The 23,572-nt window shown below is 65.7% G+C and carries 29 protein-coding genes and 1 tRNA gene; 14 read left to right on the top strand and 16 right to left on the bottom strand.

All coding sequences use genetic code 11. The annotated features are described in order from the left end of the window. The first annotated feature begins 29 nt into the window (after positions 1–29). Positions 30–593: a transcription elongation factor GreB gene (gene greB, locus I7X39_RS17695; RefSeq protein WP_198112496.1), complete on the top strand. Its 564-nt coding sequence runs from the start codon at positions 30–32 to the stop codon at positions 591–593. On the opposite strand, the gene I7X39_RS17690 is transcribed toward greB, so the two are convergent. From I7X39_RS17690 to I7X39_RS17675, 4 genes are all read right to left on the bottom strand, one after another. Further along, a complete protein-coding gene (locus tag I7X39_RS17690) occupies positions 583–2,832 on the bottom strand; it encodes a RelA/SpoT family protein (protein WP_198112495.1) in 2,250 nt (749 codons plus the stop codon). The two genes, greB and I7X39_RS17690, sit on opposite strands and share 11 nt — an antisense overlap. Positions 2,833–2,933: 101 nt before the next feature. Next, positions 2,934–3,137 carry a DNA-directed RNA polymerase subunit omega gene (gene rpoZ, locus I7X39_RS17685; RefSeq protein ID WP_198112494.1) on the bottom strand — a complete coding sequence of 68 codons (204 nt, stop codon included), beginning with the start codon at positions 3,135–3,137 and terminating at the stop codon, positions 2,934–2,936. Between the two features lie 23 nt (positions 3,138–3,160). Then, positions 3,161–3,799 carry a guanylate kinase gene (gene gmk / locus I7X39_RS17680; RefSeq protein ID WP_198112493.1) on the bottom strand — a complete coding sequence of 213 codons (639 nt, stop codon included), beginning with the start codon at positions 3,797–3,799 and terminating at the stop codon, positions 3,161–3,163. Further along, positions 3,796–4,707, bottom strand: a complete 912-nt coding sequence (locus tag I7X39_RS17675; protein ID WP_198112492.1) for a YicC/YloC family endoribonuclease — start codon at positions 4,705–4,707, stop codon at positions 3,796–3,798. Before I7X39_RS17675 ends, gmk begins: the two co-directional genes overlap by 4 nt. A gap of 33 nt (positions 4,708–4,740) precedes the next feature. Between I7X39_RS17675 and I7X39_RS17670 the strand changes: the two genes are divergently transcribed. The 5 genes from I7X39_RS17670 to hemW are packed head-to-tail and all read left to right on the top strand — an operon-like array spanning position 4,741 to position 9,168. Further along, complete coding sequence (locus tag I7X39_RS17670) at positions 4,741–5,709, top strand: serine/threonine protein kinase (protein WP_198112491.1); 969 nt, start codon at positions 4,741–4,743, stop codon at positions 5,707–5,709. Next, positions 5,706–6,617 carry a PP2C family protein-serine/threonine phosphatase gene (locus I7X39_RS17665; protein ID WP_198112490.1) on the top strand — a complete coding sequence of 304 codons (912 nt, stop codon included), beginning with the start codon at positions 5,706–5,708 and terminating at the stop codon, positions 6,615–6,617. The genes I7X39_RS17670 and I7X39_RS17665 overlap by 4 nt, the downstream gene beginning before the upstream one ends. Before the next feature lie 19 nt (positions 6,618–6,636). After that, positions 6,637–7,362 (top strand): ribonuclease PH, encoded by a 726-nt coding sequence (gene rph / locus I7X39_RS17660; protein WP_198112544.1) that lies wholly within the window; start codon positions 6,637–6,639, stop codon positions 7,360–7,362. A gap of 4 nt (positions 7,363–7,366) precedes the next feature. After that, a complete protein-coding gene (gene rdgB / locus I7X39_RS17655) occupies positions 7,367–7,969 on the top strand; it encodes an RdgB/HAM1 family non-canonical purine NTP pyrophosphatase (RefSeq protein ID WP_198112545.1) in 603 nt (200 codons plus the stop codon). Next, the gene (gene hemW / locus I7X39_RS17650) at positions 7,960–9,168 is read left to right on the top strand and encodes a radical SAM family heme chaperone HemW (RefSeq protein WP_198112489.1); all 1,209 of its coding nucleotides are present in this window, start codon (positions 7,960–7,962) and stop codon (positions 9,166–9,168) included. The genes rdgB and hemW overlap by 10 nt, the downstream gene beginning before the upstream one ends. A 9-nt stretch (positions 9,169–9,177) precedes the next feature. Here the strand turns inward: hemW and I7X39_RS17645 are convergent, their stop codons facing one another. The 3 genes from I7X39_RS17645 to I7X39_RS17635 are packed head-to-tail and all read right to left on the bottom strand — an operon-like array spanning position 9,178 to position 11,805. Next, positions 9,178–10,263 carry a protein-glutamate methylesterase/protein-glutamine glutaminase gene (locus I7X39_RS17645; RefSeq protein WP_198112488.1) on the bottom strand — a complete coding sequence of 362 codons (1,086 nt, stop codon included), beginning with the start codon at positions 10,261–10,263 and terminating at the stop codon, positions 9,178–9,180. A gap of 11 nt (positions 10,264–10,274) precedes the next feature. After that, positions 10,275–10,949 carry a chemoreceptor glutamine deamidase CheD gene (gene cheD / locus I7X39_RS17640; protein ID WP_198112487.1) on the bottom strand — a complete coding sequence of 225 codons (675 nt, stop codon included), beginning with the start codon at positions 10,947–10,949 and terminating at the stop codon, positions 10,275–10,277. A gap of 7 nt (positions 10,950–10,956) precedes the next feature. Next, positions 10,957–11,805: a CheR family methyltransferase gene (locus I7X39_RS17635; protein WP_198112486.1), complete on the bottom strand. Its 849-nt coding sequence runs from the start codon at positions 11,803–11,805 to the stop codon at positions 10,957–10,959. A gap of 157 nt (positions 11,806–11,962) precedes the next feature. Between I7X39_RS17635 and I7X39_RS17630 the strand changes: the two genes are divergently transcribed. The 3 genes from I7X39_RS17630 (at position 11,963) to I7X39_RS17620 (ending at position 13,954) form a co-directional block, all read left to right on the top strand. Beyond that, the gene (locus I7X39_RS17630; RefSeq protein WP_198112485.1) at positions 11,963–12,685 is read left to right on the top strand and encodes a GGDEF domain-containing protein; all 723 of its coding nucleotides are present in this window, start codon (positions 11,963–11,965) and stop codon (positions 12,683–12,685) included. Then, complete coding sequence (locus I7X39_RS17625) at positions 12,682–13,440, top strand: MinD/ParA family protein (RefSeq protein WP_198112484.1); 759 nt, start codon at positions 12,682–12,684, stop codon at positions 13,438–13,440. Before I7X39_RS17630 ends, I7X39_RS17625 begins: the two co-directional genes overlap by 4 nt. A 130-nt stretch (positions 13,441–13,570) precedes the next feature. Continuing rightward, entirely contained in the window at positions 13,571–13,954 is a 384-nt protein-coding gene (locus I7X39_RS17620; RefSeq protein WP_198112483.1) for a group II truncated hemoglobin, read from the top strand. Between the two features lie 8 nt (positions 13,955–13,962). Here the strand turns inward: I7X39_RS17620 and I7X39_RS17615 are convergent, their stop codons facing one another. Both I7X39_RS17615 and radC read right to left on the bottom strand, forming a co-directional pair. Then, entirely contained in the window at positions 13,963–14,598 is a 636-nt protein-coding gene (locus tag I7X39_RS17615) for a Smr/MutS family protein (protein ID WP_198112482.1), read from the bottom strand. Next, positions 14,595–15,269 carry a RadC family protein gene (gene radC / locus I7X39_RS17610; RefSeq protein WP_198112481.1) on the bottom strand — a complete coding sequence of 225 codons (675 nt, stop codon included), beginning with the start codon at positions 15,267–15,269 and terminating at the stop codon, positions 14,595–14,597. Before radC ends, I7X39_RS17615 begins: the two co-directional genes overlap by 4 nt. A 101-nt stretch (positions 15,270–15,370) precedes the next feature. On the opposite strand from radC, the gene I7X39_RS17605 reads away from it, so the two are divergent. The 4 genes from I7X39_RS17605 to I7X39_RS17590 all read left to right on the top strand — a co-directional run bounded on the left by I7X39_RS17605 (position 15,371) and on the right by I7X39_RS17590 (position 18,304). Next, on the top strand, positions 15,371–15,829 hold the full coding sequence (locus I7X39_RS17605; protein ID WP_198112480.1) for an FKBP-type peptidyl-prolyl cis-trans isomerase: 459 nt from the start codon (positions 15,371–15,373) through the stop codon (positions 15,827–15,829). Continuing rightward, the gene (gene ispH / locus I7X39_RS17600; RefSeq protein ID WP_198112479.1) at positions 15,829–16,791 is read left to right on the top strand and encodes a 4-hydroxy-3-methylbut-2-enyl diphosphate reductase; all 963 of its coding nucleotides are present in this window, start codon (positions 15,829–15,831) and stop codon (positions 16,789–16,791) included. The genes I7X39_RS17605 and ispH overlap by 1 nt, the downstream gene beginning before the upstream one ends. A 69-nt stretch (positions 16,792–16,860) precedes the next feature. Next, entirely contained in the window at positions 16,861–18,156 is a 1,296-nt protein-coding gene (gene serS, locus I7X39_RS17595; protein WP_198112478.1) for a serine--tRNA ligase, read from the top strand. A 57-nt stretch (positions 18,157–18,213) separates the two neighbouring features. Continuing rightward, positions 18,214–18,304: transfer RNA gene (locus tag I7X39_RS17590), tRNA-Ser, on the top strand. A gap of 109 nt (positions 18,305–18,413) precedes the next feature. On the opposite strand, the gene I7X39_RS17585 is transcribed toward I7X39_RS17590, so the two are convergent. From I7X39_RS17585 to I7X39_RS17570, 4 genes are all read right to left on the bottom strand, one after another. Continuing rightward, the gene (locus I7X39_RS17585; RefSeq protein ID WP_198112477.1) at positions 18,414–18,857 is read right to left on the bottom strand and encodes a site-specific integrase; all 444 of its coding nucleotides are present in this window, start codon (positions 18,855–18,857) and stop codon (positions 18,414–18,416) included. A gap of 80 nt (positions 18,858–18,937) precedes the next feature. After that, a complete protein-coding gene (locus tag I7X39_RS17580; RefSeq protein WP_198112476.1) occupies positions 18,938–19,609 on the bottom strand; it encodes a hypothetical protein in 672 nt (223 codons plus the stop codon). Positions 19,610–19,634: 25 nt separating this feature from the next. Beyond that, on the bottom strand, positions 19,635–19,910 hold the full coding sequence (locus I7X39_RS17575) for a hypothetical protein (protein ID WP_198112475.1): 276 nt from the start codon (positions 19,908–19,910) through the stop codon (positions 19,635–19,637). Next, positions 19,879–20,340, bottom strand: coding sequence for a hypothetical protein (locus I7X39_RS17570; protein WP_198112474.1), 462 nt, complete (start codon positions 20,338–20,340; stop codon positions 19,879–19,881). The genes I7X39_RS17575 and I7X39_RS17570 overlap by 32 nt, the downstream gene beginning before the upstream one ends. Positions 20,341–20,567: 227 nt before the next feature. Here I7X39_RS17570 and I7X39_RS17565 point away from each other — a divergent pair, with 227 nt between their 5' ends. Further along, positions 20,568–21,791 carry a nucleotide disphospho-sugar-binding domain-containing protein gene (locus I7X39_RS17565; RefSeq protein WP_198112473.1) on the top strand — a complete coding sequence of 408 codons (1,224 nt, stop codon included), beginning with the start codon at positions 20,568–20,570 and terminating at the stop codon, positions 21,789–21,791. A 3-nt stretch (positions 21,792–21,794) separates the two neighbouring features. On the opposite strand, the gene I7X39_RS17560 is transcribed toward I7X39_RS17565, so the two are convergent. The 3 genes from I7X39_RS17560 to I7X39_RS17550 all read right to left on the bottom strand — a co-directional run bounded on the left by I7X39_RS17560 (position 21,795) and on the right by I7X39_RS17550 (position 23,519). Then, positions 21,795–22,289 (bottom strand): hypothetical protein, encoded by a 495-nt coding sequence (locus I7X39_RS17560; RefSeq protein ID WP_198112472.1) that lies wholly within the window; start codon positions 22,287–22,289, stop codon positions 21,795–21,797. 95 nt (positions 22,290–22,384) lie between these two features. Continuing rightward, positions 22,385–23,053: an SCO family protein gene (locus tag I7X39_RS17555; protein WP_198112471.1), complete on the bottom strand. Its 669-nt coding sequence runs from the start codon at positions 23,051–23,053 to the stop codon at positions 22,385–22,387. 13 nt (positions 23,054–23,066) lie between these two features. Continuing rightward, a complete protein-coding gene (locus tag I7X39_RS17550) occupies positions 23,067–23,519 on the bottom strand; it encodes a group III truncated hemoglobin (RefSeq protein WP_232352033.1) in 453 nt (150 codons plus the stop codon). Positions 23,520–23,572 lie beyond the last annotated feature (53 nt).

Here is a 23,572-nt window from a genome sequence, read left to right as displayed (position 1 = left end):
ATCGACCCGTTTTTCTTTGTGCAATCGACATGAGCAAGGCCTTCACACGCGAAAGCGATGCGGACGACGCCGAAGACGGCGATGCACCCGCGCTACCGCCCCTGCCTCCCGGTCAGCGCAACTACATGACGCCGGCGGGCCACGCGCGGCTGCGTGCTGAGTTGTTGCACCTGCTCGATGAGGAGCGGCCGCGGGTGGTGGAGATCGTGCACTGGGCGGCCTCGAACGGGGACCGCAGCGAGAACGGCGATTACCTGTACGGCAAGAAGCGCCTGCGCGAGATCGACCGGCGCATCCGCTTCCTGACCAAGCGCCTGGAAATCGCCGAGGTCGTCGACCCCAGCGTGCATCACGGCAGCGAACAGGTGTTCTTTGGCGCCACCGTCACCTTCGCCAATGCGCGCGGCGAAGAGCGCACGGTCACCATCAAGGGCGTTGACGAGGCCGACAGCCTGTCCGGCGAGATCAGCTGGGTGGCCCCGGTGGCGCGCGCCCTGTTGCGCGCCCGCGTGGGCGACGAGGTGGTGCTGCGCACCCCGGGCGGCGATGAAGCGCTCGAAGTGTTGGAAGTGAGCTACCCGGCTAAGGTTTGATGCGCCACACGCGCATCACGGGCGAGACCCGGCGCACCACGCGCAGCACATCGGCCAGGTGATGGCGGTCGCGCACGGCGATCAGCATGCGCATCTCCGCGGTTTCGCGGGCCACGTCCGAATCCTTGTTCATCTCCACGTGCGTGATGTCGGCCTCGGCCTGGCTGACACCCGCCGCCACTTGCGCCAGTGCGCCCTTGACGTTGTTCATCAGCACACCGACCTCGGCCTCAAACGCGTGCTGAAGCTCGTCCGCCCAGGCCACATCGATCCAGTGCTCGCTGTCGCGCTGGAACACGCGCCGGCCGGTCTGGCACTCGGCGGTGTGCACCAGCAGCCCTTCGCCTCGGCCCAGATAGCCCCGAATCTCGTCGCCCGGGATCGGGTGGCAGCAACTGGCGTAGCGCACGGATGCGCCCTCGCTGCCATCCAGCAGCACCACGGCTGCCTGGGCGCTCTCGTCTTCGGCAAAGCGCCCCATGCTGAGCAGCACGGTGTCCGGGCGCTGGCCAGCCTCGACCAGCATGCGCGAGAGTTGCTTGGCCACCATGCTGGCGATCTTGCGACCGACGCCGATCTCCATCAGCAACTCGTCGGCATTGCGATGCCCGGCCCAACGCGCCAGGTTCTGCCAGAGCGGTGCGGACTCACCTTCCAGGGCCGGGAGCGCCATGCCTTCGGCACGCAGGGCCTGCGCCAGCAGCTTCAGCCCCAGTTCGCGCGATTCCTCGTGCGCCAGGGTCTTGAGGTGGTGGCGGATCTTGCTGCGCGCCCGGCCGGTGCGCACGAAGCTCAGCCACGCAGGGTTCGGGCGGGCGCTGGGCGCCGTGACGATCTCCACCACATCGCCGCTGCGCAGTTCGGTGCGCAGCGGCACCATCTCGCCATTGACCTGAGCGGCCACACAGTGGTCACCGATGTCGGAGTGGATGGCGTAGGCGAAGTCGACGGGCGTCGCGCCCTTGGGCAGGGCCAGGATGCGCGAACGCGGCGTGAAGACGTAGACCGAATCCGGGAACAGATCGATGCGCACATGCTCCAGAAATTCGCGCGCGTCGCGTGTCTCGTTCTGGATGTCCAGCAGCGACTGCAGCAGGCGCGAGCCGAGCGATTGCGCGTCGGTCCCCTTGCCCTTGTTCTTGTAGAGCCAATGCGCCGCCACGCCTTGTTCGGCCACCTGGTGCATGGCCTCGGTGCGGATCTGGAACTCCACCGCGGTTCCGAGGGGCGAGACCAGCGTCGTGTGCAGGCTCTGGTAGCCGTTCGGCTTGGGGATGGCGATGTAGTCCTTGAAGCGTCCGGGCTGCGGCTTGTAGAGCTGGTGCAACACGCCCAGGGCCAGATAGCACTGCGGCAGCTCGTCCACCACGATGCGGAAACCGAAGATGTCGCTGACCTGGGCAAAGCTCAGGTGCTTGTCGCGCATCTTCCGGTAAATCGAATACAGGGTCTTTTCCCGGCCCTGCACATCCACATTCAAGCTGGCCTTGGCGAAGGACTTGCGCACGTCCTGCTCGATGCGCGCCACCAGATCGCGCCGATGCCCCCGCGCCTTGCCCACAGCCTTTTCGAGCAAGGCATGGCGCCAGGGGTGTTCGTAGCGGAAGCTGAGGTCCTGCAGCTCCCGGTAGGTCTGGTTCAGACCGAGTCGGTGCGCGATAGGCGCAAAGATCTCGAGCGTCTCGCGCGCGATGCGTCGCTGCTTGGCGGGTGCCATCGCGTCCATCGTGCGCATGTTGTGCAGGCGGTCGGCCAGCTTGATCAGGATGACCCGCACGTCGCGTGCCATCGCCAGCAGCATCTTGCGGAACGACTCAGCCTGCGACTCCTCCTTGGTGGAGAACTGCAGCTTGTCCAGCTTGGTGAGGCCATCCACCAACTCGGCGGTCGGCGCCTCGAACTTTTCGATCAGTTCGACCTTGGTGACGCCGCAATCTTCCATGGCGTCGTGCATCAGCGCGGCCATGATGGCCTGGGCGTCCAGTCGCCATTCGGCGCAGATGCCTGCCACCGCCAGAGGGTGCGTGATGTACGGCTCGCCGCTGGCACGTAGCTGGCCCAGGTGGGCGTTGTCCGCGAAGCGGAACGCCTCACGCACGCGCTTGATGTCAGCCTTGCTGAGGTAGTTCAGGTGCGGCGCCAGCACCTCGAACGAGGCCGCATGGGTGGCCGGGGTTTCGTTCGTGGGACGGTTGGGGCGGCTGCCCGGCCAGCGGACAGCGGCAAAGGTGCGCAGCATGCGTCGAATTTACTCGATGGCCCGGGCCGGTTTTGGAGTGCGGTGCCAAGCGAAAAAACAGAAAGGCGCCCGTGGGCGCCTTTCTTTCAGAGTGTGCGGCTTCAGATGGGCACGCGACGCAGCATTTCCAGACCCACTTCGCCAGCGGCAATTTCGCGCAGGGCCGTCACGCCCGGCTTGTTCTTGCTCTCAATCTTGGGCGAATGACCCTGGCTGAGCATGCGGGCGCGATAGGTCGCGGCCAACACGAGCTGGAAGCGGTTGGGGATCTTTTCCAGGCAGTCTTCAACAGTGATGCGGGCCATGGTTCTCGTTTGCTAGCAAGGGGTCAACAGAGGTCCAGCGCCTGGAACACCGCCGAGCGGTGCCGGAGCTGAGCCGCGTATTTTAGACGCTGCGCGTGAACGATCGCCTTCAGATCGAAGAGGGCGGTCTCGAACAGGGCGTTCACGACCACGAAATCGAAGTGCTTGGCCTGCGCCACTTCGACGCGGGCGTTGGCCATGCGTCGCTCGATCACATCTGGCTCGGTGTCGCCTCGGCGCTGCAATCGCAAGCGAAGTTCCTCCCAACTTGGGGGAAGGATGAAGATCAGCGTCGCCATCGGGAACATCTGCTTCACTTGCAGCGCACCTTGGAAATCGATCTCCAAGACAACGTCCTCGCCGTGGGCTAGGCGGGCCTCAATGCCCGCCTTCGACGTGCCGTAGAGATTCCCAACAACCTCTGCCCACTCAAGGAAGTCATCGTGCTCAATCTTGGCGCGGAACTCCTCGCGGCTGATGAACCAGTACTCGCGGCCATCCTGCTCTTGCCCACGCGGGGCGCGGGTGGTGTGCGAAATGGAGGCTGCGAGCTTGGCATCGAGCTCCAGCAGGGCATTGACCAGGCTGCTTTTTCCGGCGCCGCTCGGTGCAGACACGACAAAAAGGTTGCCCGGGGTGTCAAGGGGGAGAGGTGTGTTCATTCGATGTTCTGCACTTGTTCGCGCATCTGTTCGATCAGCACCTTCATGTCGACCGAAATGGCGGACAGCTCCAGTGCAGTGGATTTGGACCCCAGGGTATTGGCTTCACGATGCAGCTCCTGGATCAGAAAGTCCAGCCGCTTGCCCAGTTCTCCGCCCTTGCGCAGCTGGGCCTCGATCTCATCCAGGTGGGCGCGCAGCCGGGCCAGCTCTTCGGCCACATCGATGCGGATGGCATGGGCCGCCGCCTCCGACAAGGCGCGCTCGCGCGCAGCCTCTGAAAGCTCGGCATGGGCCAGGGCGCCGGCCTGGTTGAGGGCCTCCTGCCAGCGCTGCAGGAAGCGCTCCTGATGGCGCTGCACCACGGCGGGCACAAGCGGCTCGGCGCGTTCGGCCAAAACCCGCAGTTGCGCAATCTTGTCCAGGAGGATCAGGGTCAGCCGGTCGCCTTCACGCGCGCGCGCCTCGCGCAGGCCGTCCACGCACTGTTGAACCAATTTCAATAACCAGCCGTCGTCCCAGGCCGGTTGGGTGCTGCCCTGACGGCACCAATGCAGCAATTCCTGAACGGCAAAGGGGCTGGCAGACGGAAAGCGCGCCCGCAACTGACTTTGGAGTTCGGCCAGTTGATCCAGGGTGCCCGGGTTCAGGCGAGGCAGGGCGTGGTCGCCCTCGCGCCCGGCGGCGATGCGCAATTCCACCTTGCCGCGCCGGATGCCCTGCGCAATCGCGTCGCGGATGGGGGGCTCCAGGTGGCGCAGTTCGTCGGGCAAACGAAGAGATAGATCCAGAAAGCGTCCGTTGACCGAGCGCAGCTCGACCGCGAGTTGCGGCGCGGGCACTTGATCCGGGTTTTGCGGGGGTTGCCCCAGGGCACTGGCATACCCGGTCATGCTGTAGACTGGCATGAATCTGGCTGACAAAAAAGGCGATTCGCGATTATGTCAAAGCCGAAACCGGCGCCCCTTCCTGCCGGCACCGTGGTGGGCGGCTACCAGATCATCAAGAAACTCGCAGCTGGTGGCTTCGGCGTGGTGTATCTGGCCGAGGATCCTGACCACCATTTGGTGGCGATCAAGGAATACCTGCCGTCTTCGCTGGCCGAGCGCAGCCCTGGCGAACTGGTCCCACGGATCAAGCCCGACAAGCTGCCGCTGTATCGCTTGGGCCTGCGCAGCTTCTTTGAAGAAGGGCGCTCGCTGGCGCAGATCTCGCACACGAGCGTCGTCTCGGTGCTGAATTTTCTGCGCGAAAACGAGACGGTTTATATGGTGATGAATTACCTGCAGGGCGATACCCTGCAGGATTTCATCGTCACGGCGCGAGATTTGAAGCGTGACAAGGTATTTCGCGAATCCACGATTCGATCCTTGTTCGATGAAATCCTGAAGGGCTTGCGCATCGTCCATCAGCACAAGATGCTGCACTTGGACATCAAGCCGGCCAATATTTTCATCACCAATGACAACCGGGCGGTATTGCTGGATTTCGGTGCCGCGCGCGAGGTGCTGAGCAAGGAAGGCAACTTCATCCGGCCGATGTACACGCCCGGCTTTGCGGCCCCGGAGATGTACCGGCGCGATGGCTCGCTGGGCCCCTGGACGGACATCTACGCCATCGGCGCCTGCATCTATGCCTGCATGCAGGGCTATCCGCCCAATGATGCGCCGCAGCGCCAGGAGAAGGACCGCCTCAGCCTCAGCCTGTCGCGCCTGCGCAATGTCTATTCAGACAACCTGCTGGAAGTGACCGAATGGTGCATGGCCATGGATCCCTTGGCGCGGCCGCAGTCGGTCTTTGCCTTGCAGAAGGAGTTGGCGCGTGAAACCGAGCGCCGATATACCAAACTCAGTTTCAGTGAACGGTTGAAGATGCAGCTGGAGAACCTCAAGACAGGGGCCAAGGCGTGAAGTTTGGAGTTTTCCAGGTCAGCCGCAAGGGTGGGCGGGAAAAGAACGAAGACCGCATGGGCTATTGCTACACGCGGGATTCGGCGCTGTTTGCTCTGGCTGATGGCATGGGCGGCCACCCAGAAGGGGAGATGGCCGCGCAGATTGCGTTGCAGACCCTGGCATCCCTGTTTCAGGCCTCCGCCAAGCCTCGCATTGCCGACCCGATGGTGTTCCTGCGTGAAGGGGTGCTGGCGGCTCACCAGCAACTGCTGAACTACGCGGCCGAACGCAAGCTGGACGACACGCCGCGCACCACCATCGTGGCCTGCATCACCCAGGGCGGACAGGCCTTCTGGGCCCATTGCGGCGACTCCCGCCTGTACTGGGTGCGGTCCGGCGAGCTGGTGGCGCGAACCCGCGACCATTCCTACATCGAACTGCAGGAAGCCCTGGGGCGCCAGGCCGACCGCGTCAATCGCAATGTGCTGTTCACCTGCCTGGGCAGTCCAGGCAGGCCGATGATCGATATCCAGGGGCCTTTGCCACTCACCGTGGGGGACCGCTTGCTGCTGTGCTCGGACGGCCTGTGGAGCCAGGTAACCGATCACAGCATCGTCGAGCAGATCAGTGCGCGCGAGTTGCACGATGCGGTGCCGGATCTGGTCGAGGCTGCGCTGCGCCAGGGCGGCGCCAAGTCGGACAACGTCACCGTGCTCGCGGTGGAGTGGGAGGGTGAGGACCCGGCCGAGGTGGCGGAGACCGAGCGCCTGTCCACCCGCAACCTCGGTGAGTCGGCCTTCGCCACCACCATTCAAAGCTCCTTGCTCGAGCAGCTGGAGCGCCGCTCGGAAATGACCGATGCGGAGATCGACCGCCAGGTCGACGAGATCAACGCGACCATCCGTCGCACCAAGAAGAAAGTCTGAGATGGAACCCATCAAGGGAATGCGCGCCGACGGCCGGCGCGCCGATGAGCTGCGCCCGCTGCGGCTGGAGCGGCATTACACGCGCCATGCCGAGGGTTCGGTGCTGGTGGCCTTTGGCGACACCCAGGTGCTGTGCACCGCCTCGGTCGAAGAGCGCGTGCCGCCCTTCCGCCGCGGCAGTGGTGCGGGTTGGGTGACCGCCGAGTACGGCATGTTGCCGCGCGCCACCCATACCCGGTCCGATCGCGAAGCGGCCAAGGGCAAGCAGAGCGGGCGCACCCAGGAAATCCAGCGCCTGATCGGACGCGCCATGCGCGCCGTGTTCGATCTGGGGGCGCTGGGCGAGCGCACGATCCAGCTCGACTGCGACGTGCTGCAGGCTGACGGCGGCACCCGCACGGCTGCCATCACCGGCGCCTACGTGGCAGCCCATGACGCGTGCAGCTGGCTGCGCGAGCAGGGCCTGATCCAGGCCTGGCCGCTGCGCGATGCGGTGGCGGCGATCTCCGTGGGCATCGTCGATGGGGTGCCCCTGCTGGACCTGGCCTATACAGAAGACTCTGCCTGCGACACGGACATGAACGTGGTGATGACGGGGCAGGGCGGCATGATCGAAGTGCAAGGCACGGCCGAAGGCGCCGCCTTCTCGCGGGCCGAGCTCAACCAATTGCTGGATCTGGCGCAGGCGGGCATTGCGCAGCTGCATCGGGCGCAGCGCCTGAGCCTGGGTTTGTCTGATGTCTGAGACCATGCCGGAGTTGGTGCTGGCGTCGAACAACGCCAAGAAGCTGGCCGAACTGCAGGCCTTGCTGCCCGGCATCCAGGTGCGCTGCCAGGGTGAACTGGGTGTGGGCGAGGCGGAGGAGCCGCATGGCACCTTTGTGGAGAACGCGCTGGCCAAGGCGCGGCACGCGGCTCGCATCACCGGCCGCCCGGCGCTTGCCGACGACTCGGGCCTGTGCGTCGACGCCCTGCAAGGCCGGCCCGGCGTGCAGTCGGCCCGCTATGCCGCGCTGGCGGGGGGCGAGCGCAGCGATGCGGCGAACAATGCCCTGCTGCTCGCCACTCTGCAGGGTCAAGCGGATCGCCGTGCGCACTTTGCGTGCGTGCTGGTCGCGCTGCGCCATGCGGACGACCCGCAGCCCCTGATCGCGCAAGGGCGCTGGCTTCTGGAGGTGTTGGCGGCCCCGCGGGGTGAGGGTGGGTTTGGCTACGACCCGCTGGTCGCGCCGCGCGGCCAGTCCCGGTCGGTGGCCCAGATGAGCGCTTCGGAGAAGAACACCCTCAGTCATCGCGCGCAGGCCATGGCGCAATTGCGTGCCCAGCTGGCCGAGGCCTGGGGATGGCGCTGAACGCCAGCCCCGAACGCCTGGCGCAATTGATGCGGCCGGGCACCTTGCAGCTGAGCAGCCTGCCGCCGCTCTCGCTGTATGTGCATCTGCCCTGGTGCCTGCGCAAATGCCCGTATTGCGACTTCAACTCGCACGAGGCCGCGCAGGGCCTGTCCGACTCTGCCGCGGAGGGCTATCTGGATGCTCTGTGCGCCGACTTGGAAGCGGCCTTGCCGCTGGTGTGGGGGCGGCCAGTGATTTCGGCCTTCATCGGCGGCGGGACACCCAGCCTGTTCACGCCGGAGCAGGTTGCGCGACTGCTCTCCGACTTGCGCGCTCGCGTGCCGCTGGAGCCGGGGGCCGAAATCACCTTGGAGGCGAACCCGGGCACCTTTGAGCGCGACCGCTTTCGCGGCTACCGGGAGGCTGGCGTGACGCGGCTGTCCATCGGCGTGCAAAGCTTTGATGACCGGCACCTGCAGAGTCTCGGGCGTGTACACAACGGAGCGCAGGCCCGCGAAGCGCTGGCCGAAGCCAAGGCCTGCTTCGAGACCTTCAATCTCGACCTCATGTACGCGCTGCCCGCGCAGAGCCTGCAGGACTTGGACCGCGAGTTGGATGAGGTGCTGCGGTTTGCGCCACCGCATCTTTCCATCTACCACCTCACGATCGAGCCCAACACCCGCTTTGCGGTGCAGCCACCCACCTTGCCAGACGCCGATCTGGCCAGCGAGATGCTGGATCGCATCACCGAGCGCAGTGCGGCGCAGGGGTATGAGCGCTATGAGGTGTCGGCCTATGCCCAGGCCGGCCACCGCTGCGTTCACAACCAGAACTACTGGTCCTTTGGCGACTACCTGGGCATCGGCGCGGGGGCGCACAGCAAGCTGTCCTACCCGCACCGGGTGCTGCGCCAGGTGCGCTGGCGCGAGCCGCGGACCTACCAGGAGCAGGCCCTGCGTGGTCAGGCGGTGTCGAACGAGCACGAGGTCGCGCGGGCCGACCTGCCGTTCGAGTTCGTGCTGAATGCTCTGCGCCTGCGCGAGGGGGTGCCCTTGACCTTGTTCACGGAGCGCACGGGGCTGCCGCTGTCGGCCTTGCGGAAGGGCCTGGAGCAGGGGGTGGCCCGCGGGTTGCTGGTGGACGAGCCTGGGCGGCTGCAGGCCAGTGCCAAGGGTTTTGATTTCCTCAGCGACCTGCAGGCCCTGTTCCTGGCCTGAGGCTGCGCCTCAGACGCGGTTCATGGACATGCCGGCGGTGCTGCGCAGGCGCTCGATCAACCGGGGGGCGATCTGGCCCAACGGCAGCACCTCGTCGGCCGCACCCGCGGCGATGGCCTCACGCGGCATGCCGAATACCACGCAACTGGCTTCATCCTGCACCAGGTTGTAGGCGCCGGCATCCTTCATGGCGCGCATGGCACGGGCGCCATCGGCCCCCATGCCCGTGAGCATGATGCCCAGCGCATTCGGCCCCACCACCCGGGCGGCGGAATTGAACAGCACCTCGACCGAGGGCTTGTGCCGGTTCACCGGTTCGCCATCCTGCACGCGGGCGATGTAGTTCGCGCCTGAGCGCTCCACGCTGAAGTGCTTGCCCCCCGGGGCGATGTAGCCATGGCCGGGCAGGATGCGCTCGCCGTCACTGGCTTCCTTGACGCGGATGCGGCACAGCCCGTCGAGGCGCTGCGCATAGCTGGCGGTGAAGCCGGGCGGCATGTGCTGGGTGATGCAGACGGCCGGGCAGTCGGCGGGCAGGTTGATCAGCACATCCTTGGTGGCCTCGGTGCCCCCGGTGGAGGCGCCGATGAAAACGATCTTCTCCGTGGAGAGCCGGCCGACGCTGGCGACCTGGGTGGGCGCCGCTGCCGCCGCCGGCGCACCGGCGGCCGGTGCGGGCGGTGCGCGGCGGATATGGGCGCGCGCGGCAATGCGGATCTTTTCGGTGATGTCGGCTGCCAGTTGGCGGATGCCGTCGGCCACGCCGATCTTGGGCTTGGCGACGAAGTCCACCGCCCCCAGTTCCAGCGCCTTCAGCGTGACTTCGGCGCCGCGCTCGGTCAGCGTCGAGACCATCACGACCGGCATCGGGCGCAAACGCATCAGGCGCGAGAGGAAGTCGATGCCGTCCATGCGCGGCATTTCCACATCCAGCGTGATGACGTCCGGGTTGAGGTTGCGGATCATTTCGCGCGCCACCAGCGGGTCGCTGGCGGCGCCGATGCATTCCATGTCGGGCTGCTTGTTGATGATTTCGGTGAGGATGGAACGGACCAGCGCCGAGTCGTCCACCACCACCACACGTGTCTTGGCCATAGTGTTGTGAATCAGAAGAGATCGATGGAGCCACCGCCGCTGGCCACCGGCTGCACGCGCTGCACGGCGACCTGGTCTTGCTGTAGCAGGGCTTCGTTGGCGGCGGCCAAGCGCTTCACCATCGCCTTGCCGCTCTTGGGCAGGAAGCAGACCTTGCGCGGGTAGATGTCCATCACGTCCTTGGACACCACCGGGATGCGCTCGGTCTTCAGGAAGTCGAGCACGAAGTTGGTGTTGCGCTCGCCCACGTTGAGGCTGTTCATGCCGGAGATCACGGCGCCACCGCCAAAGACTTTCGCCTCCATGCGGCCCTTGCTGGCGCCGCGCTTCATCATTTCGTTGATCAGCAGTTCCATCGCATAGGTGCCGTAGCGGCCCGACTCGCCATTGCCTTCGGGCAGCATGAAATGGTTCATGCCGCCGACCATGGCGGTGCGGTCCCACAGGCAGGCCGCGATGCAGGAGCCCAGCGTGGTCATGATCAGCAGGTCTTCGGCTTCGACGAAGTACTCGCCCGGCAACACCTTGACCGCTGCGTTCTTGAAGTGCGAATCGAAGAAGAAGAACGACGCCTCACCGTTCTTGCGTGGCTGGCTCTTGAGCTTGCTGACCCAGTTGATGCCGGGGTGTGCGCCAGCCGATGCCAGGCTGGATGAGGCGATCGAAGCGCTGGACAGGCTGCTCATGTCGGACCTACACGCGTTCGTAAATGGTCTTGCCGCGCAGGCGGAACAAGTCCTTGGACTCGGTGAAGTTCTCCGAGTGGCCGACAAACAGGAGGCCATGCGGTTGCATGACCCGGTGGATGCGCTCCAGCACCTTGCGCTGCGTGGGGGCGTCGAAATAGATCATCACGTTGCGGCAGAACACCATGTGAAAGGGTTCGCCGAGCTGCCATTGCGTATGCATCAAGTTGACCACGCGGAAGTCGATGTTGCGGGCCAACTCGGGCTTGAAGCGGATGCGGCCGGAATTGGCACCCGTGCCGCGCATGAAATATTGGCGCAGCCGCTCCGGGGAGAGCCCGCGGGAATCGGCGCTGTAGACGCCGCGGCGCGCGGTGGCCAGCACATTGGTGTCGATGTCCGAGCAGATGAGCTGAACCTGGTTCAGGTTGCCCAGCGCCTCGTGGCAGGTCATGGCGATGGAGTAGGGCTCCTCGCCGGTGGAGGCGGCGCAGCACCAGATGCGCAGGGGTTTGCCGACATAGGCCTTGGCTTCCTGTGCCAGCGCGTGGAAGTGGTGCTCCTCGCGGAAGAAGCTGGTGAGGTTGGTCGTCAGGCAGTTGACGAACTCCTGCCACTCCTGCTCGGCGCCCGGCCCGCTGCTGCGCTCCAGTGCGTCCAGATAGGTGCTGAACGAGGACTGCCCGGTTTCGCGCAGCCGCCTGGAGAGCCGGCTGTAGACCATCGCATGCTTGCCGTCATGCAGACTGATGCCGGCATGGCTATAGATCATGCGCCGCACGCGATCGAAGTCTGCGCGACTGAAACTGAACTCCTGTTCACCGGCTTCTGCACGCGGGTTGTCGTAGGCGGCCATTGAGGGTTCTTCTGCGGATACGGCTTGATTGTGGGAGTCCCGCCAGGGGCGACACCCTAGTATCGTCACGGGGGAGCAGCACTGTATGGCCGCCTTGCCCCCCGAGTAGGCGCTGCTAGACTGGTTTGAGCCGATCCGGCCCCCGCAACCCGCCCAGATGACCGTTTCCGACCCTGGACCCCTGCCAGCCTTGCGCCAGCTCGATCTTGATCGGGCGTTGCAGCTCCTAGATCAGGCCGGGGCCTTGCTGCCGGATGCCGAGCCATACAGCGTCGCGTGGCTGCAAGGCATCATCGACGCGCTGGCCGATCTGTCCAATCGCGACCCGCTCACTGGCCTGTCGAACCGGCGCAATTTCGAGATGCAGCTCACGCGCGAGATCGATCGCGTGGCGCGCTCGGGCGAGGCGGCCTTGCTGCTGGTGTTGGACATCGATCACTTCAAGAAGGTCAACGACACCCACGGGCATGCCGCGGGGGATCTCGTGATCAAGGCCGTGGCCGATGCCATCGCCCAGGCCGTGCGGCCGATGGACACCGTGGCCCGTGTGGGCGGCGAGGAGTTTGCGGTGGTGCTGCCCAACTGCTCGGTGAGCTTCGGCCCGACCGTGGCCGAGCGCATCCGGGCGAACGTGGCTGCCACCGAGATCACCATATCCCCCGGCCAGAAGCTGCAGGTCACTGTCAGCCTGGGTGGGGCCTTTGCGCCGCAGTGGGTGCGCTCATCGCCGCTGCTGTGGATGGAGCGTGCCGACCGCCAGCTCTACCGGGCCAAGGCCGAGGGGCGTAACCGCGCCTGCCTGGAGCCGCAGGTCGAATCCGTGGTCAGTGCCGATGAAAAGAGCATGTTGTTTGCCGTGACGCCCGAGGAGACCCCATGAGCAATGGCGCCAAGACTGTCGCCATCACCAGCGGCAAAGGGGGCGTGGGCAAGACATTCGTGACCGCCAACCTGGCCTACGCCTTGGCGGCGCGCGGCCAGCGGGTGCTGGTGCTGGACGCCGACCTCGGTCTGGCGAATCTGGACGTGGTGCTGAACCTGCACCCCAAGCTCACCCTGCACGACGTCTTCACCGAAAAGTGCACGCTGGAGCAGGCCATCCTGCCGGCGCCGGGTGGGTTTTCGGTGTTGCTGGCGGGTTCGGGCATGGTCGAGTACTCGCGCCTCACGCCCGAGGTGCGCGACAAGCTGCTGCGCATCGTTGATCTGGTCAAGCCGCGCTACGACTGGGTGCTGATCGACACCGGCGCCGGCATCTCCGACGTGGTGCTGTATGCCGTGTCGCTCGCCACCGATGTGCTGGTCGTGGCCACGCCCGAGCCGACGTCGCTGACCGATGCCTACGCCACCATCAAGGTGCTCGCCACGCAGCAGCAGCGCCGCCAGGTCGGGCTGGTGCTGAACCAGGCCAGCCGCGCGGGTGAGGGACGCGTCATCTGCACGCAATTGCAAACCGTGCTGGCGCGCTTCGTGGACACCAGCGGCAACAGCTTCCGCCTGGAGCTGATGGGTGAGGTGCGGTCTGACCCGGCGGTGCGCCAGGCAGTGCTGAAGCGCCAGCTGCTGCTGGAGCAAAGCCCGGGCACCGATGCGGCCCAGGGCCTGCGCGCCCTTGCCAATCGGCTGATTGGCTGAGACGGGACCGAGGACAGCCCTGAGGGCTGGCCGACGCCCGTCAAAGGACTGCGCCTGTCACGCGGGCGCAGGCTGGCAGGCGCTGGCAGTCGATGGATGCTTTAGGGCCGCCTCATAGACAAACCATCCCATGACGACCCCCTTCGAAACCCTCGGCGGCGAACCCGCCGTCCGCCACTTGGTCGACCGCTTCTACGACCTGATGGATCTGGAGCCCCGCTTCGCTGCCCTGCGCGCCCTGCACCCCACTACCCTGGAAGGCTCGCGCGACAAGCTGTTCTGGTTCCTGTGTGGCTGGCTGGGTGGCCCCAGCCATTACGAAGACCGCTTCGGTCACCCGCGCCTAAGGGCGCGCCATCTGCCGTTTCCGATCGGCATCCGCGAACGCGACGACTGGCTGGCCTGCATGGCCCAAGCCATGGACGAGGAGGGCGTACCGGCTGCTCTGCGCGAGCGCCTGCAGCAGTCCTTCCACAACACCGCAGACTGGATGCGCAACCGCGCGGGTGCCTGAGCGCCGTCTCAGGTTCCGGCCAGCAGCACCACCAGCGCGCCGGCGCCGCCTTCGTCGGAGCGCGCCTGCACGAAGGCCAGCACGGCATCGTGCTGCACCAGCCAGCGCCGCACCTTGACGCGCAAGATGCCTTCGCGCCCCGGTGAGCCATGGCCCTTGCCGTGCACGATGCGCACACAGCGCTGCCCGCGCACCTGGCAAAGGTGCAGGAACTCGGCCACTGCCAAGCGTGCCTCGTCGCGGCGCAGCCCGTGCAGGTCTAGCTGGGCCTGCAGGCTCCAGTGGCCGCGGCGCAGGCGGTTCAGCGCGGAAGCCGGAATGCCGGCGCGGCGGTAGGAGAGCTCTTCATCCGTCTCCAGCAGGGTGTCCACGTCAAAGCCGTCCGACAAGGCCTGACGCAGCACCTCCGCCTCATCGGCCTCGCGCTGGCGCGGCTCGGGCGGCAGGGGCATGGCGCGCGGCACGAAGCGGCGATGCGGCCGCAGCGGCGTCACCGGCCCCACCGCCAGGGCAAACAGGCGTCGTTCGCGGTCCAGCTGGGCCTGGTGTTCGGCTTCTTCGCGCGCCTGCTGTTCGGCGCGCTCGCGCTGCGTGCGCAGCGTGCGCCGCAGCTCACCCAGGCCTTGCAGGCCAGAGACCTTCACAGCCAGCCCCGCGCGGCGAAGGACACGCAGGCCTGGTGCCCCACCACCAGGTGGTCCAGCACGCGGATGTCAAACAGGCTCAGCGCCTGGCTCAGGCGGAGCGTCAGCTCGCGATCGGTCTGCGAGGGCTCGGACAGCCCGCTGGGGTGGTTGTGCGCCAGGATCACGGCGGCCGCGCCCAGCTGCAGCGCGCGCTGGGCCAGCTCGCGCGGGTAGACCGCGGTGTGGTTCAGCGTGCCGCGAAACAACTCCTCCAGCGCAATCAGCCGCAGCTGGCTGTCCAGGAACAGCACCGCGAACACCTCATAGGGCAGCGGGGCCAGACGCAGGCGCAGCAGCTGTTCCACGGTATCGGCGTCGCTCAGCACCGGGCGCTGTTCCAGCGGCTGCTGCAACACCCGGCGCGCCAGCTCCAGCACGGCCAGCAACTCGGCGCGCTTGGCGGGCCCCAGGCCCTTGATGCGGGCCAGCTCGGCCGGTTCGGCACGCAGCAGGCCCGCCAGGCCGCCAAAACGCTGCAGCAAGGCATCAGAGAGGCTCAGCACCGATTGCCCGGCCACGCCGGTGCGCAGCAGCAAGGCCAGCAGCTCGGCATCACTGAGGGCGGCAGGCCCGCGCTCAAGGAGCTTTTCGCGCGGGCGGCAGCTCGGGGGCAGGGCGGCCAGGGACATGGGGCGGCATTCTAGGAAGGGCACTCCTGGGGGCGGGGGCCGCCCTCCCTAAAATCCCTGGTTCTGCTACCTGCCTGCCGGCGCTGTTCGCCTGCCCCACCATGTCTGCTGCCACCGTCGCCACCGTCACGCCCGGGGCCTTCCTGACCCTGCATTACCGCCTGAAGGGCCCGGATGGCCAGATCCTGGTTGACACCTTCGCGCAGCAGCCCGCCACCTTGACTCTCGGCCAGGGCGAGTTGGCCCCCGGTCTGGAGGCGCGCCTGATCGGCCTGCCCGAAGGCGCGCATGAACACTTTCAGCTGGCGGCCGACGAAGGTTTCGGTCCGCGCAAGGCCGAGCTGATGCAGCCCGTGAGCCGCCGCCTGCTGGCCGAGCAGGGTGACCCGGACCAGGACTACCAGATCGGCGACGTGGTGCAGTTCCCTGCACCGCAGGGCGGCGCGCAATTCGCCGGCACCGTGGCCGCGCTGCATGACGACCACCTGCTGTTCGACTTCAACCACCCGCTGGCCGGCGTTGCGCTGAGCTTCGAGGTGCAAGTCATCGGGGTGCTGTGATGGCCGGTGAGATCCTGCTGGCCGAGCCGCGCGGCTTCTGCGCAGGCGTGGACCGCGCCATCGAGATCGTCGAGCGCGCGCTGCTGAAGTTCGGCGCGCCCATCTACGTGCGCCACGAGATCGTGCACAACACCTATGTGGTGAACGACCTCAAGGCCAAGGGCGCGATCTTCATCGAGAACCTGGCCGAGGTGCCACCCGGCGCCACGCTGGTGTTCTCGGCCCATGGCGTGAGCCAGGCGGTGCGCCGCGAGGCCGAGGCGCGCGGCTTCCAGATCTTTGATGCCACCTGCCCGCTGGTCACCAAGGTTCATGTGGAAGTGGCCAAGCTGGCGCGCGAAGGCTATGAGTTCATCATGATCGGCCACAAGGGTCACCCCGAGGTCGAGGGCACGATGGGCCAGCTCAGCGAAGGCATTCACCTCGTCGAGGACGTGTCCGATGTGGCCCGGGTGCACCTGCGCCAGCAGGACAAGCTGGCGGTGGTGACCCAGACCACGCTGAGCGTGGACGACGCCGCCGAGATCCTGCAGGCCGTGCGCGAGCGCTTCCCGCAGGTGCGCGAACCCAAGCAGCAGGACATCTGCTATGCCACGCAGAACCGCCAGGATGCCGTGAAGCTGCTGGCACCCCAGGTGGAGGTGGTGGTGGTGGTGGGCAGCCCCACCAGTTCCAACAGCAACCGCCTGCGCGAGCTGGCCGAGCGCCTGGGCACACCCGCCTACATGGTGGACGGTGCCGAAGACCTGGACCCAGCCTGGTTCGAAGGCCGCAGCCAGGTGGGCCTGACGGCCGGTGCCTCGGCTCCGGAGGTGCTGGTACAGGGCGTGATCGAGCGCCTGCGCGCCCTCGGCGCCACCAGCGTGCGCAAGCTCGATGGCGTGACCGAACACACCCGCTTCCCCCTGCCGATGGGCCTGGGCGACAAATCCATGGCCGAGGTCGCCGCCGAGCGATCTTGACCCCGGCGCCGCGTTGACGCCCCTGCTGGTCCATGGGCCGGCCGCTGAACTTTTCTCCAAGGAAATCCGATGCTCGACATCACCCTGCTGCGCCGCGACCTCGATGCCGTCGTGGCCCGCCTCGAAACCCGCAAGAACCCGCAGCCCTATCTGGACGTGGCGTTGTTCCAGTCGCTTGAGACCGAGCGCAAGCATCTGCAGACCCGCACTGAAGAACTGCAGGCGCGCCGCAACAGCTTGTCCAAGGCCATCGGCATGGCCAAGGGCAAAGGCGAAGACGCATCGGCCCTGATGGCCGAGGTGGGCGGCATTGGCGACGAGCTGAAGCAATCCGCCGAGCGCCTGGACGCGCTGCAGCACCAGATGAACGCGCTGCTGATGCAACTGCCGAACCTGCCGCAGCAAGATGTGGCGGTGGGCAGCGATGAGACGAGCAATGTGGAAGTGCGCCGCTGGGGCAGCCCGCGCGCCTTCGACTTCACCCCCAAGGACCACGCCGACCTCGGCGAGCCCCTGGGCCTGGACTTCGAGACCGGCACCCGCCTCAGCGGCGCCCGCTTCACCTTCCTGCGCGGCCAGGTTGCGCGCCTGCACCGGGCGCTCGCCGCCTTCATGCTGGACGTGCAGACCCAGGAGCATGGCTACACCGAGTGCTACACGCCTTACATCGTCAACCGCGAGGTGCTGGAGGGCACCGGCCAGTTGCCCAAGTTCAAGGAGGACATGTTCTGGGTGCTGCGCGGTGGCGACGAAGAGGCGCAGGAGCAGTACCTGATATCGACCTCGGAAATCTCGCTCACCAACAGCGTGCGCGAGCAGGTGCTGAAGGCCGAAGAACTGCCGATCAAGCTGACCGCTCACAGCCCCTGCTTCCGCTCCGAAGCCGGTTCGGCCGGTCGCGACACGCGCGGCCTGATCCGCCAGCACCAGTTCGACAAGGTCGAGATGGTGCAGATCGTGCACCCCGAGCACAGCGAGGCCGCGCTGCAGGAGATGGTGGGCCATGCCGAGGCCATCCTGCAGCGTCTGGGCCTGCCCTACCGTGTGATGCAACTCTGTACCGGCGACATGGGCTTCGGCGCGGCCAAGACCTATGACCTGGAAGTCTGGCTGCCGGCGCAGAACACCTACCGCGAGATCAGCTCCTGCTCGAACTGCGAGGCCTTCCAGGCGCGCCGCATGCAGACCCGCTTCAAGAATGCCCAGGGCAAGAACGAACTGGTGCACACCCTGAACGGTTCGGGCCTGGCAGTGGGGCGCACCCTGGTGGCGGTGCTGGAAAACTACCAGCGCGCCGACGGTTCGATCGAAGTGCCGGAAGCGCTGCGTCCCTACATGGGCGGTGCGACCGAGTTGAAGGCCTGAAAACCGCTGCTATACTGCGCGGCTTTCCTGCACCAGACCACGCAGGAGCTGCTTTCAGGAGAGGTGGCAGAGTGGTCGAATGTACCTGACTCGAAATCAGGCGTACGGTATCCCCGTACCGAGGGTTCGAATCCCTCCCTCTCCGCCAGATGCCTTGTTCAATCAAGGACTTAAAAGCCCGCCTCGTGCGGGCTTTTTCGTTTCCGGGGCGGCAATCTCCGCAATCTCCGCAACTTGATCTCCGCAACTTCGAGATTTCATCGGGTCGGTTTGACCCGCTCTCCGCGTCGCCGATAGACGATTTTCGTGATCCGCTCGCTGCTGTGTCCCAGCAGCTTTTGCGCGTCGCGAAGATCATCGATCTCGCTGGCGGCCTTGGGGCGAGCGTCGGCGAACCAGAGCTCGTTGATGCGGGCGGCAAGGCCCAAATCGCCAGTGGCTTCGGCCTCTTTGGCAGCGGCAGCACGGGCGGCGATGAAGCGCACGCGCAGCATGCCTTTGCTGAGCGGCTGGCCAGCGGACGAATTGAGCAGCCAAATGCTGCGCACAGGTTGGGCGCGCAATCGGTCGACCAATTGGCCTTGTTCCGTCCGCCGTCCGGTTTGTGAGTCGGACAGAAGGATCCGTAGCTTCTTGTTGGTTTTGCCTTGCTTGAGTTGAAGGGCATCGTCTACCAGGTCCCGCGCGGTGAATCGGAGCACATCGCCGGGTCGCTGAGAGCCGTGGACAGGCCGCTGCCTGCTTTCGGTCGGCCAGCTCAGCCCCGGCCCGCTGATCGAATTCAGTCCTGTGAGTGGATCATGGGCAGGGTGTCCTGGAAGGCCCACATGCTGGGTGCGATGCGCCGCCAGTTTTCCTGCGATGTGTGCTGTTCCACGATGGACCAGGCGGTTCGAAACTCATCGGCTTGGCCGTGGCATTGAAGGGTTCGCAGCAATAAGCTGAGCTCGCGCGCCGTGCAGCACTGGCTCATCAGTATCAAGGCCCGGCCCCCGGTAAGCAGCGAGCTGCGAGCCAGGTCGATGGACAGCGGTGCGTCGATCCAGCGGGTGCTATTGCGTTGGCTGGGTGTCGATGTGCCATTCATGGCGGCCTGCTCGCTCTCGACGTGCGCCCTGATCAGCTGCGCCAAGTTGAAGACCTTTTCGTGAAGCGCGCGCCAGGCCAGTTCGATGGCCGTGGGTTGGGTGCTCCGCAGACGATCCACATCAGACTGCAGTCGCTCCGCGGCATGTCGAAGCGCTGCATGTTGCAGCTCAGCGGGCAGGTCGGTGTCGACCTGCCAGATGGGCTCTTCGGCATTCATCTGGAGCCGCAGTTCGAGCAGGAGCAACTCGATGTCGCCCAGAAGCGTTTGACTCTCGCCGCCAACAGGAGGCGCTGCGCTGGCGGTAACGGCACGTGCGGACATCCACACGAGCGCTCGGTGGCGGCCCAACAGCAGGGGGTTCACGCCATCGGCTTCCGGCAATCTGGGGTCAACCACAGGCGCCGCAGCAGACATGAAATGCCTCCAGTTTGGTGATTTGAGCGCGCAAGGTGCCAGCCTCGGCTGGGAGCGGAGTCCAGAGAAAGTCCTCATCGAGCACACCCGTGAGGTGGCGATGCAGCGAGTTCAGTTCACTTGAGCTTTGCACTTCCAAGGTACTGCCCACGCGCATCTGACGGTACGCATCAAAGACGGCACTGAAATGCGGGACACCGGTGGGAAGGGCAGTGAGGTCAAGCGCTTGATGCGGCGTGGGGATGTTCATCGCTGTGATCTTGGGCAGATAGGGGGGTAAGCGCCTTAAGGGGCGCACTGGTGCTGGCTTTCAGGCTGCTTTCAAGTGCCGGAGAGAACACGAGGTCTTCCCAGCGGGTGTGCGCTTCAACGAGTTCGCCCAGTGCTTGCAGTTCGATGGCGCCGAGCGGGTCTTCCAGCGCCCTTCGAATGGCTCGGTGGTCAGCCTGCATACGCTTCCAGGCAGGCTGCAGTTCGGGAGCCATCGCCCAATTCGTGAGGTTGCGCTCCTCAGTCGCAGCGTGCGCTTCGAAGTGGGCGCGAAAGTCCCGCAAGCGCTTGTGTGCGTCAGTCTGTGTTGGGCCGCTGATAGCTGCGTCGGTGGTCTGACACCAATGGGCGAAAACAAGCGAAGCGTGGTGTTCGCGGGCAAGGGGGATGAGGAGAGGGTGACGTTTCATGGCCAGCTACTCCGAGGATGACCTGGATGCTTGTCTAAAAATGTACGAACAATATATTATTAAGACTTGCAATTTCCCGCAAGGGACATCGAGTGACGGTGGGGGTCGCATGGTGCCGGCTTCGTTGGCACGCTTAGATCACTGCGCACTGCCCATCCGTGTCGGTGCCAACTCGCTCGCTGTGCACACAAAGGAGGTCTGTTTTGTCAGCTGTGAAGAGAGTGGCCTTGTTGGCTGTGGGGTCCGGGGGCGACGTCTTCCCGTTTGTCGAAGTGGCCCGCGCCTTGGTGGAGCGGGGTCTGGACGCGACGGTGCTCGGTCCCAAGCGCTACCGAGGGGCGGCCGAGCGATTGGGGATTGCTTACCAAAGCATCGGCGCCGAGGACATCTTTGCTGAGGTTTTCGACGGCGACGAGGTCTGGGATCCACGCAAGGGCACCGCGGCCTCGTGGCGCTACTACAGCGCAGCTGCGCGGTCGGGCTACGAGCGCTTGCGCGAAGGCTGGCCGATTTCGGGAACCCTGTTGATCAGCTCGTCATTTGCCCTGGCGGCCCGATTGGCCGAAGAACGTGACGGCTACGCCAACACCACCGTGCATCTTTCGCCCTCGGTCGTGTTCTCCGGTGTGGCGCCGCCGCGCTGGCCCGCCAGCTCGATACCCAAGCAATGGCCCGTCTGGCTCAAAAGGACCCTTGCAGCAGCCGCCGAGCGTTTCGCGCTGGATCCAACCTTGATGCCCTTTATCAATCCGGTGCGTGCCGAACTGGGCCTGGCGCCAGTCCGTCATGTGTTCTCGCAGTGGATTCACTCGCCTCGGCGTGTCGTCTATGCGTTTCCTGAGTGGTTCGGGCCGCCGGCATCCGACTGGCCGAATTGTGGCGAGCACGCAGACTTCCCGCTTCGGACGGCCAAACCGGCTGCGCTGCCTGAGCCGCTGCAAACCTTCCTGAACCGATCCGATCCCAGACCCGTCGCCTTGGTCACGGCTGGAACCGCGGTGCAGGCGCGCGAAGGATGGATGCCTCGATGCGTCAAAGGCTTGCGTGAGAGCGGTATCCGGGTGGTCGCCGTGGGTCCTCATGCCCGGCCTCAAGACAGCTCAGCCGATCTCCTGTGGATGCAGAACGCGCCGTTCGAAGCACTGTTCCCTCGGGTTCAAGTGGTGGTGCACCACGGGGGTGTCGGAACCTTGGCAGAGGCGCTGCGCGCTGGCACGCCCCAGTTGCTCGTGCCCACGGCCCATGATCAGTTTGATAACGCTGATCGCCTGCAGGTCCTGGGCCTGGGCTCCACAGGTCGGGCGGACTGGGCGCCCGGGGACTTCGGCAGCGCGGTGCGAGGCATCCTCGCGTCCTCCAGTCCGGCCGAGTTTCGTCAGAAGGTGCTGGCCCGAGGCGTGGGTCGGGTGGACGGCGCGGCTCAGATCGCGGAACTGGCTCTTCGGCCCTGACCTTCAGCGATGCCCGGCAGCGCGGGCGGCCTTGCCCGCCTGCATGGGTTGATCCAGAGCCCTCAGAATGGCCAAGGCGCCAAGGGCAACCCCGCCCACTGCGAGGCTCCAACCGGCCAGGGCCTGCTCTTCCCACAGGTAGCTCACGCAGAGGCGGCTTTCGGAGCTGGCAATCAGCATTCCTGCCGTGATGAGCATCCAAGCGGTGTTCCCCGCCAGAAACAGCAGGGTCTCAATGGCCATGCGGTGCAGCCGCCATGCCAACACGGCGCCCAGGCTCAGCAAGCTCAGGTGGCGTGCTGCGCTGCCTAATGACGTCAAAGCTGCCCAGTCCAGCGCGGCGGGCACCATCCAGAACGCCGCCAGCGCCGTCGCCACGGTCAGAGTGAGCAGGCCATGGGCATCGCAGACGGCCAGGACCCGCGACCCGTGTGAACCTGCCACACGGCGGCCCAGCAGGTAGCCTGTGGCCACGAGGCCGGGCAGCAGCACCAGCATGTGAGTGAGCATTCGGGCTTCCAGAAAGCCTTGGAAGCTGGGCCAAGAGACCAGGACGGCTGCAAGCAGGCTCAGGGCCCAGTGCGCATGCCTGCTCATGGTCGACGACTCAGCTTCCGGGCAAGCGCCAGAGCCTGCGGCCAGTCGGCATAGTCGAACAGCCCTCGGACCTGCCCCGACGCATCGATCACATGCAGGGCCCCGTTGTGGACAAAGCCCCCCAGACCATCCGGGATGGCTACCACGCCCAAGGTCCGCAGCACGTTCTGGCGCGCGAAGGGATCTGTCATGTGGAGTACCCGCCAGGTGGGTGCCCGGGCCCGGTAGCGGTCGGCGTAGCGTTGCAAAGCTCTGAGATCGTCTCTCGCGTCAAAGCTGAGCGAGATCAGCTGAATCGCGGCACCAGCCGGGCTCTGCTCCAACGCAGCTTGCATCTGGGCGTAGGTGCCACCCAGTGCGGTGCACACGGTTTCGCACCGGGTGTAGACAAAGTCCAGCACGACCACCCGGGTCGGGGCCCCCTTGATGCTCCAGGGTGCTGTCCAGACCTCTCCCGTCTGATCGATCGCCTGAATCGGCGGTGCAGACAGCGCGCCACGAGAAACCAGGCCATGGCGACGTTCTTCGAACGTCCAGGCTTCGAAACTCAGCGTCAGCCACCATAGGGCGATGCCCGCTGCAATCACCACCAGCAAGCAGGCCAGCACCGTGGGTGCCAAGGGCACCTTCGGATCCCTGCAGGCGTTGGAAGTGGCGGCCGGCATCTTGCTTCGGCGACTAGACGGTGATGATCTCTACCGCGCGTACCCCCTCATACCGGAACATCGGGAACTGACCGAAATACCCGTAGTACAGATTGCGGCCGATGCCCGCGGCGGTCTCCTGCAAACGCTCCAGCACGCTGCCGCTGTACCGCTGGGCCGTATGCGTGCGCCACAAAGTGAGCCACTCCAGGAAGTGCTGCGCTTGCACGCCCTGGATCGCCATGTGCTTGCCAAACACATTGCCTCTGAAGCTGTGTGAGGCGCGCATGACCGTGCACCAGAACTCCACCATTCGATCGAGATGGCTTGGCCATGCCTCGGCGATGACGGAATCAAATAGCGGACCGAGCTCCGGGCTGGCGCGTACGTCACGGTAGAAGGCATGGACGAGCTCATGCAGCTCCTCTCGGCTTGGAATGTGTTCGGCGGCATCAGGCTCGACGCCGTGGGAGCTTGTGTTCAACATGCAGAGAATTCCTGTCCAAGGATCAGTCGGTCGGGGCTTCTGGGAAGCACTGG

The organism is Inhella proteolytica (assembly GCF_016093275.1).
Lineage (GTDB): Bacteria > Pseudomonadota > Gammaproteobacteria > Burkholderiales > Burkholderiaceae_C > Inhella > Inhella proteolytica.
This window is presented reverse-complemented; position numbering and strand designations above follow the sequence as displayed.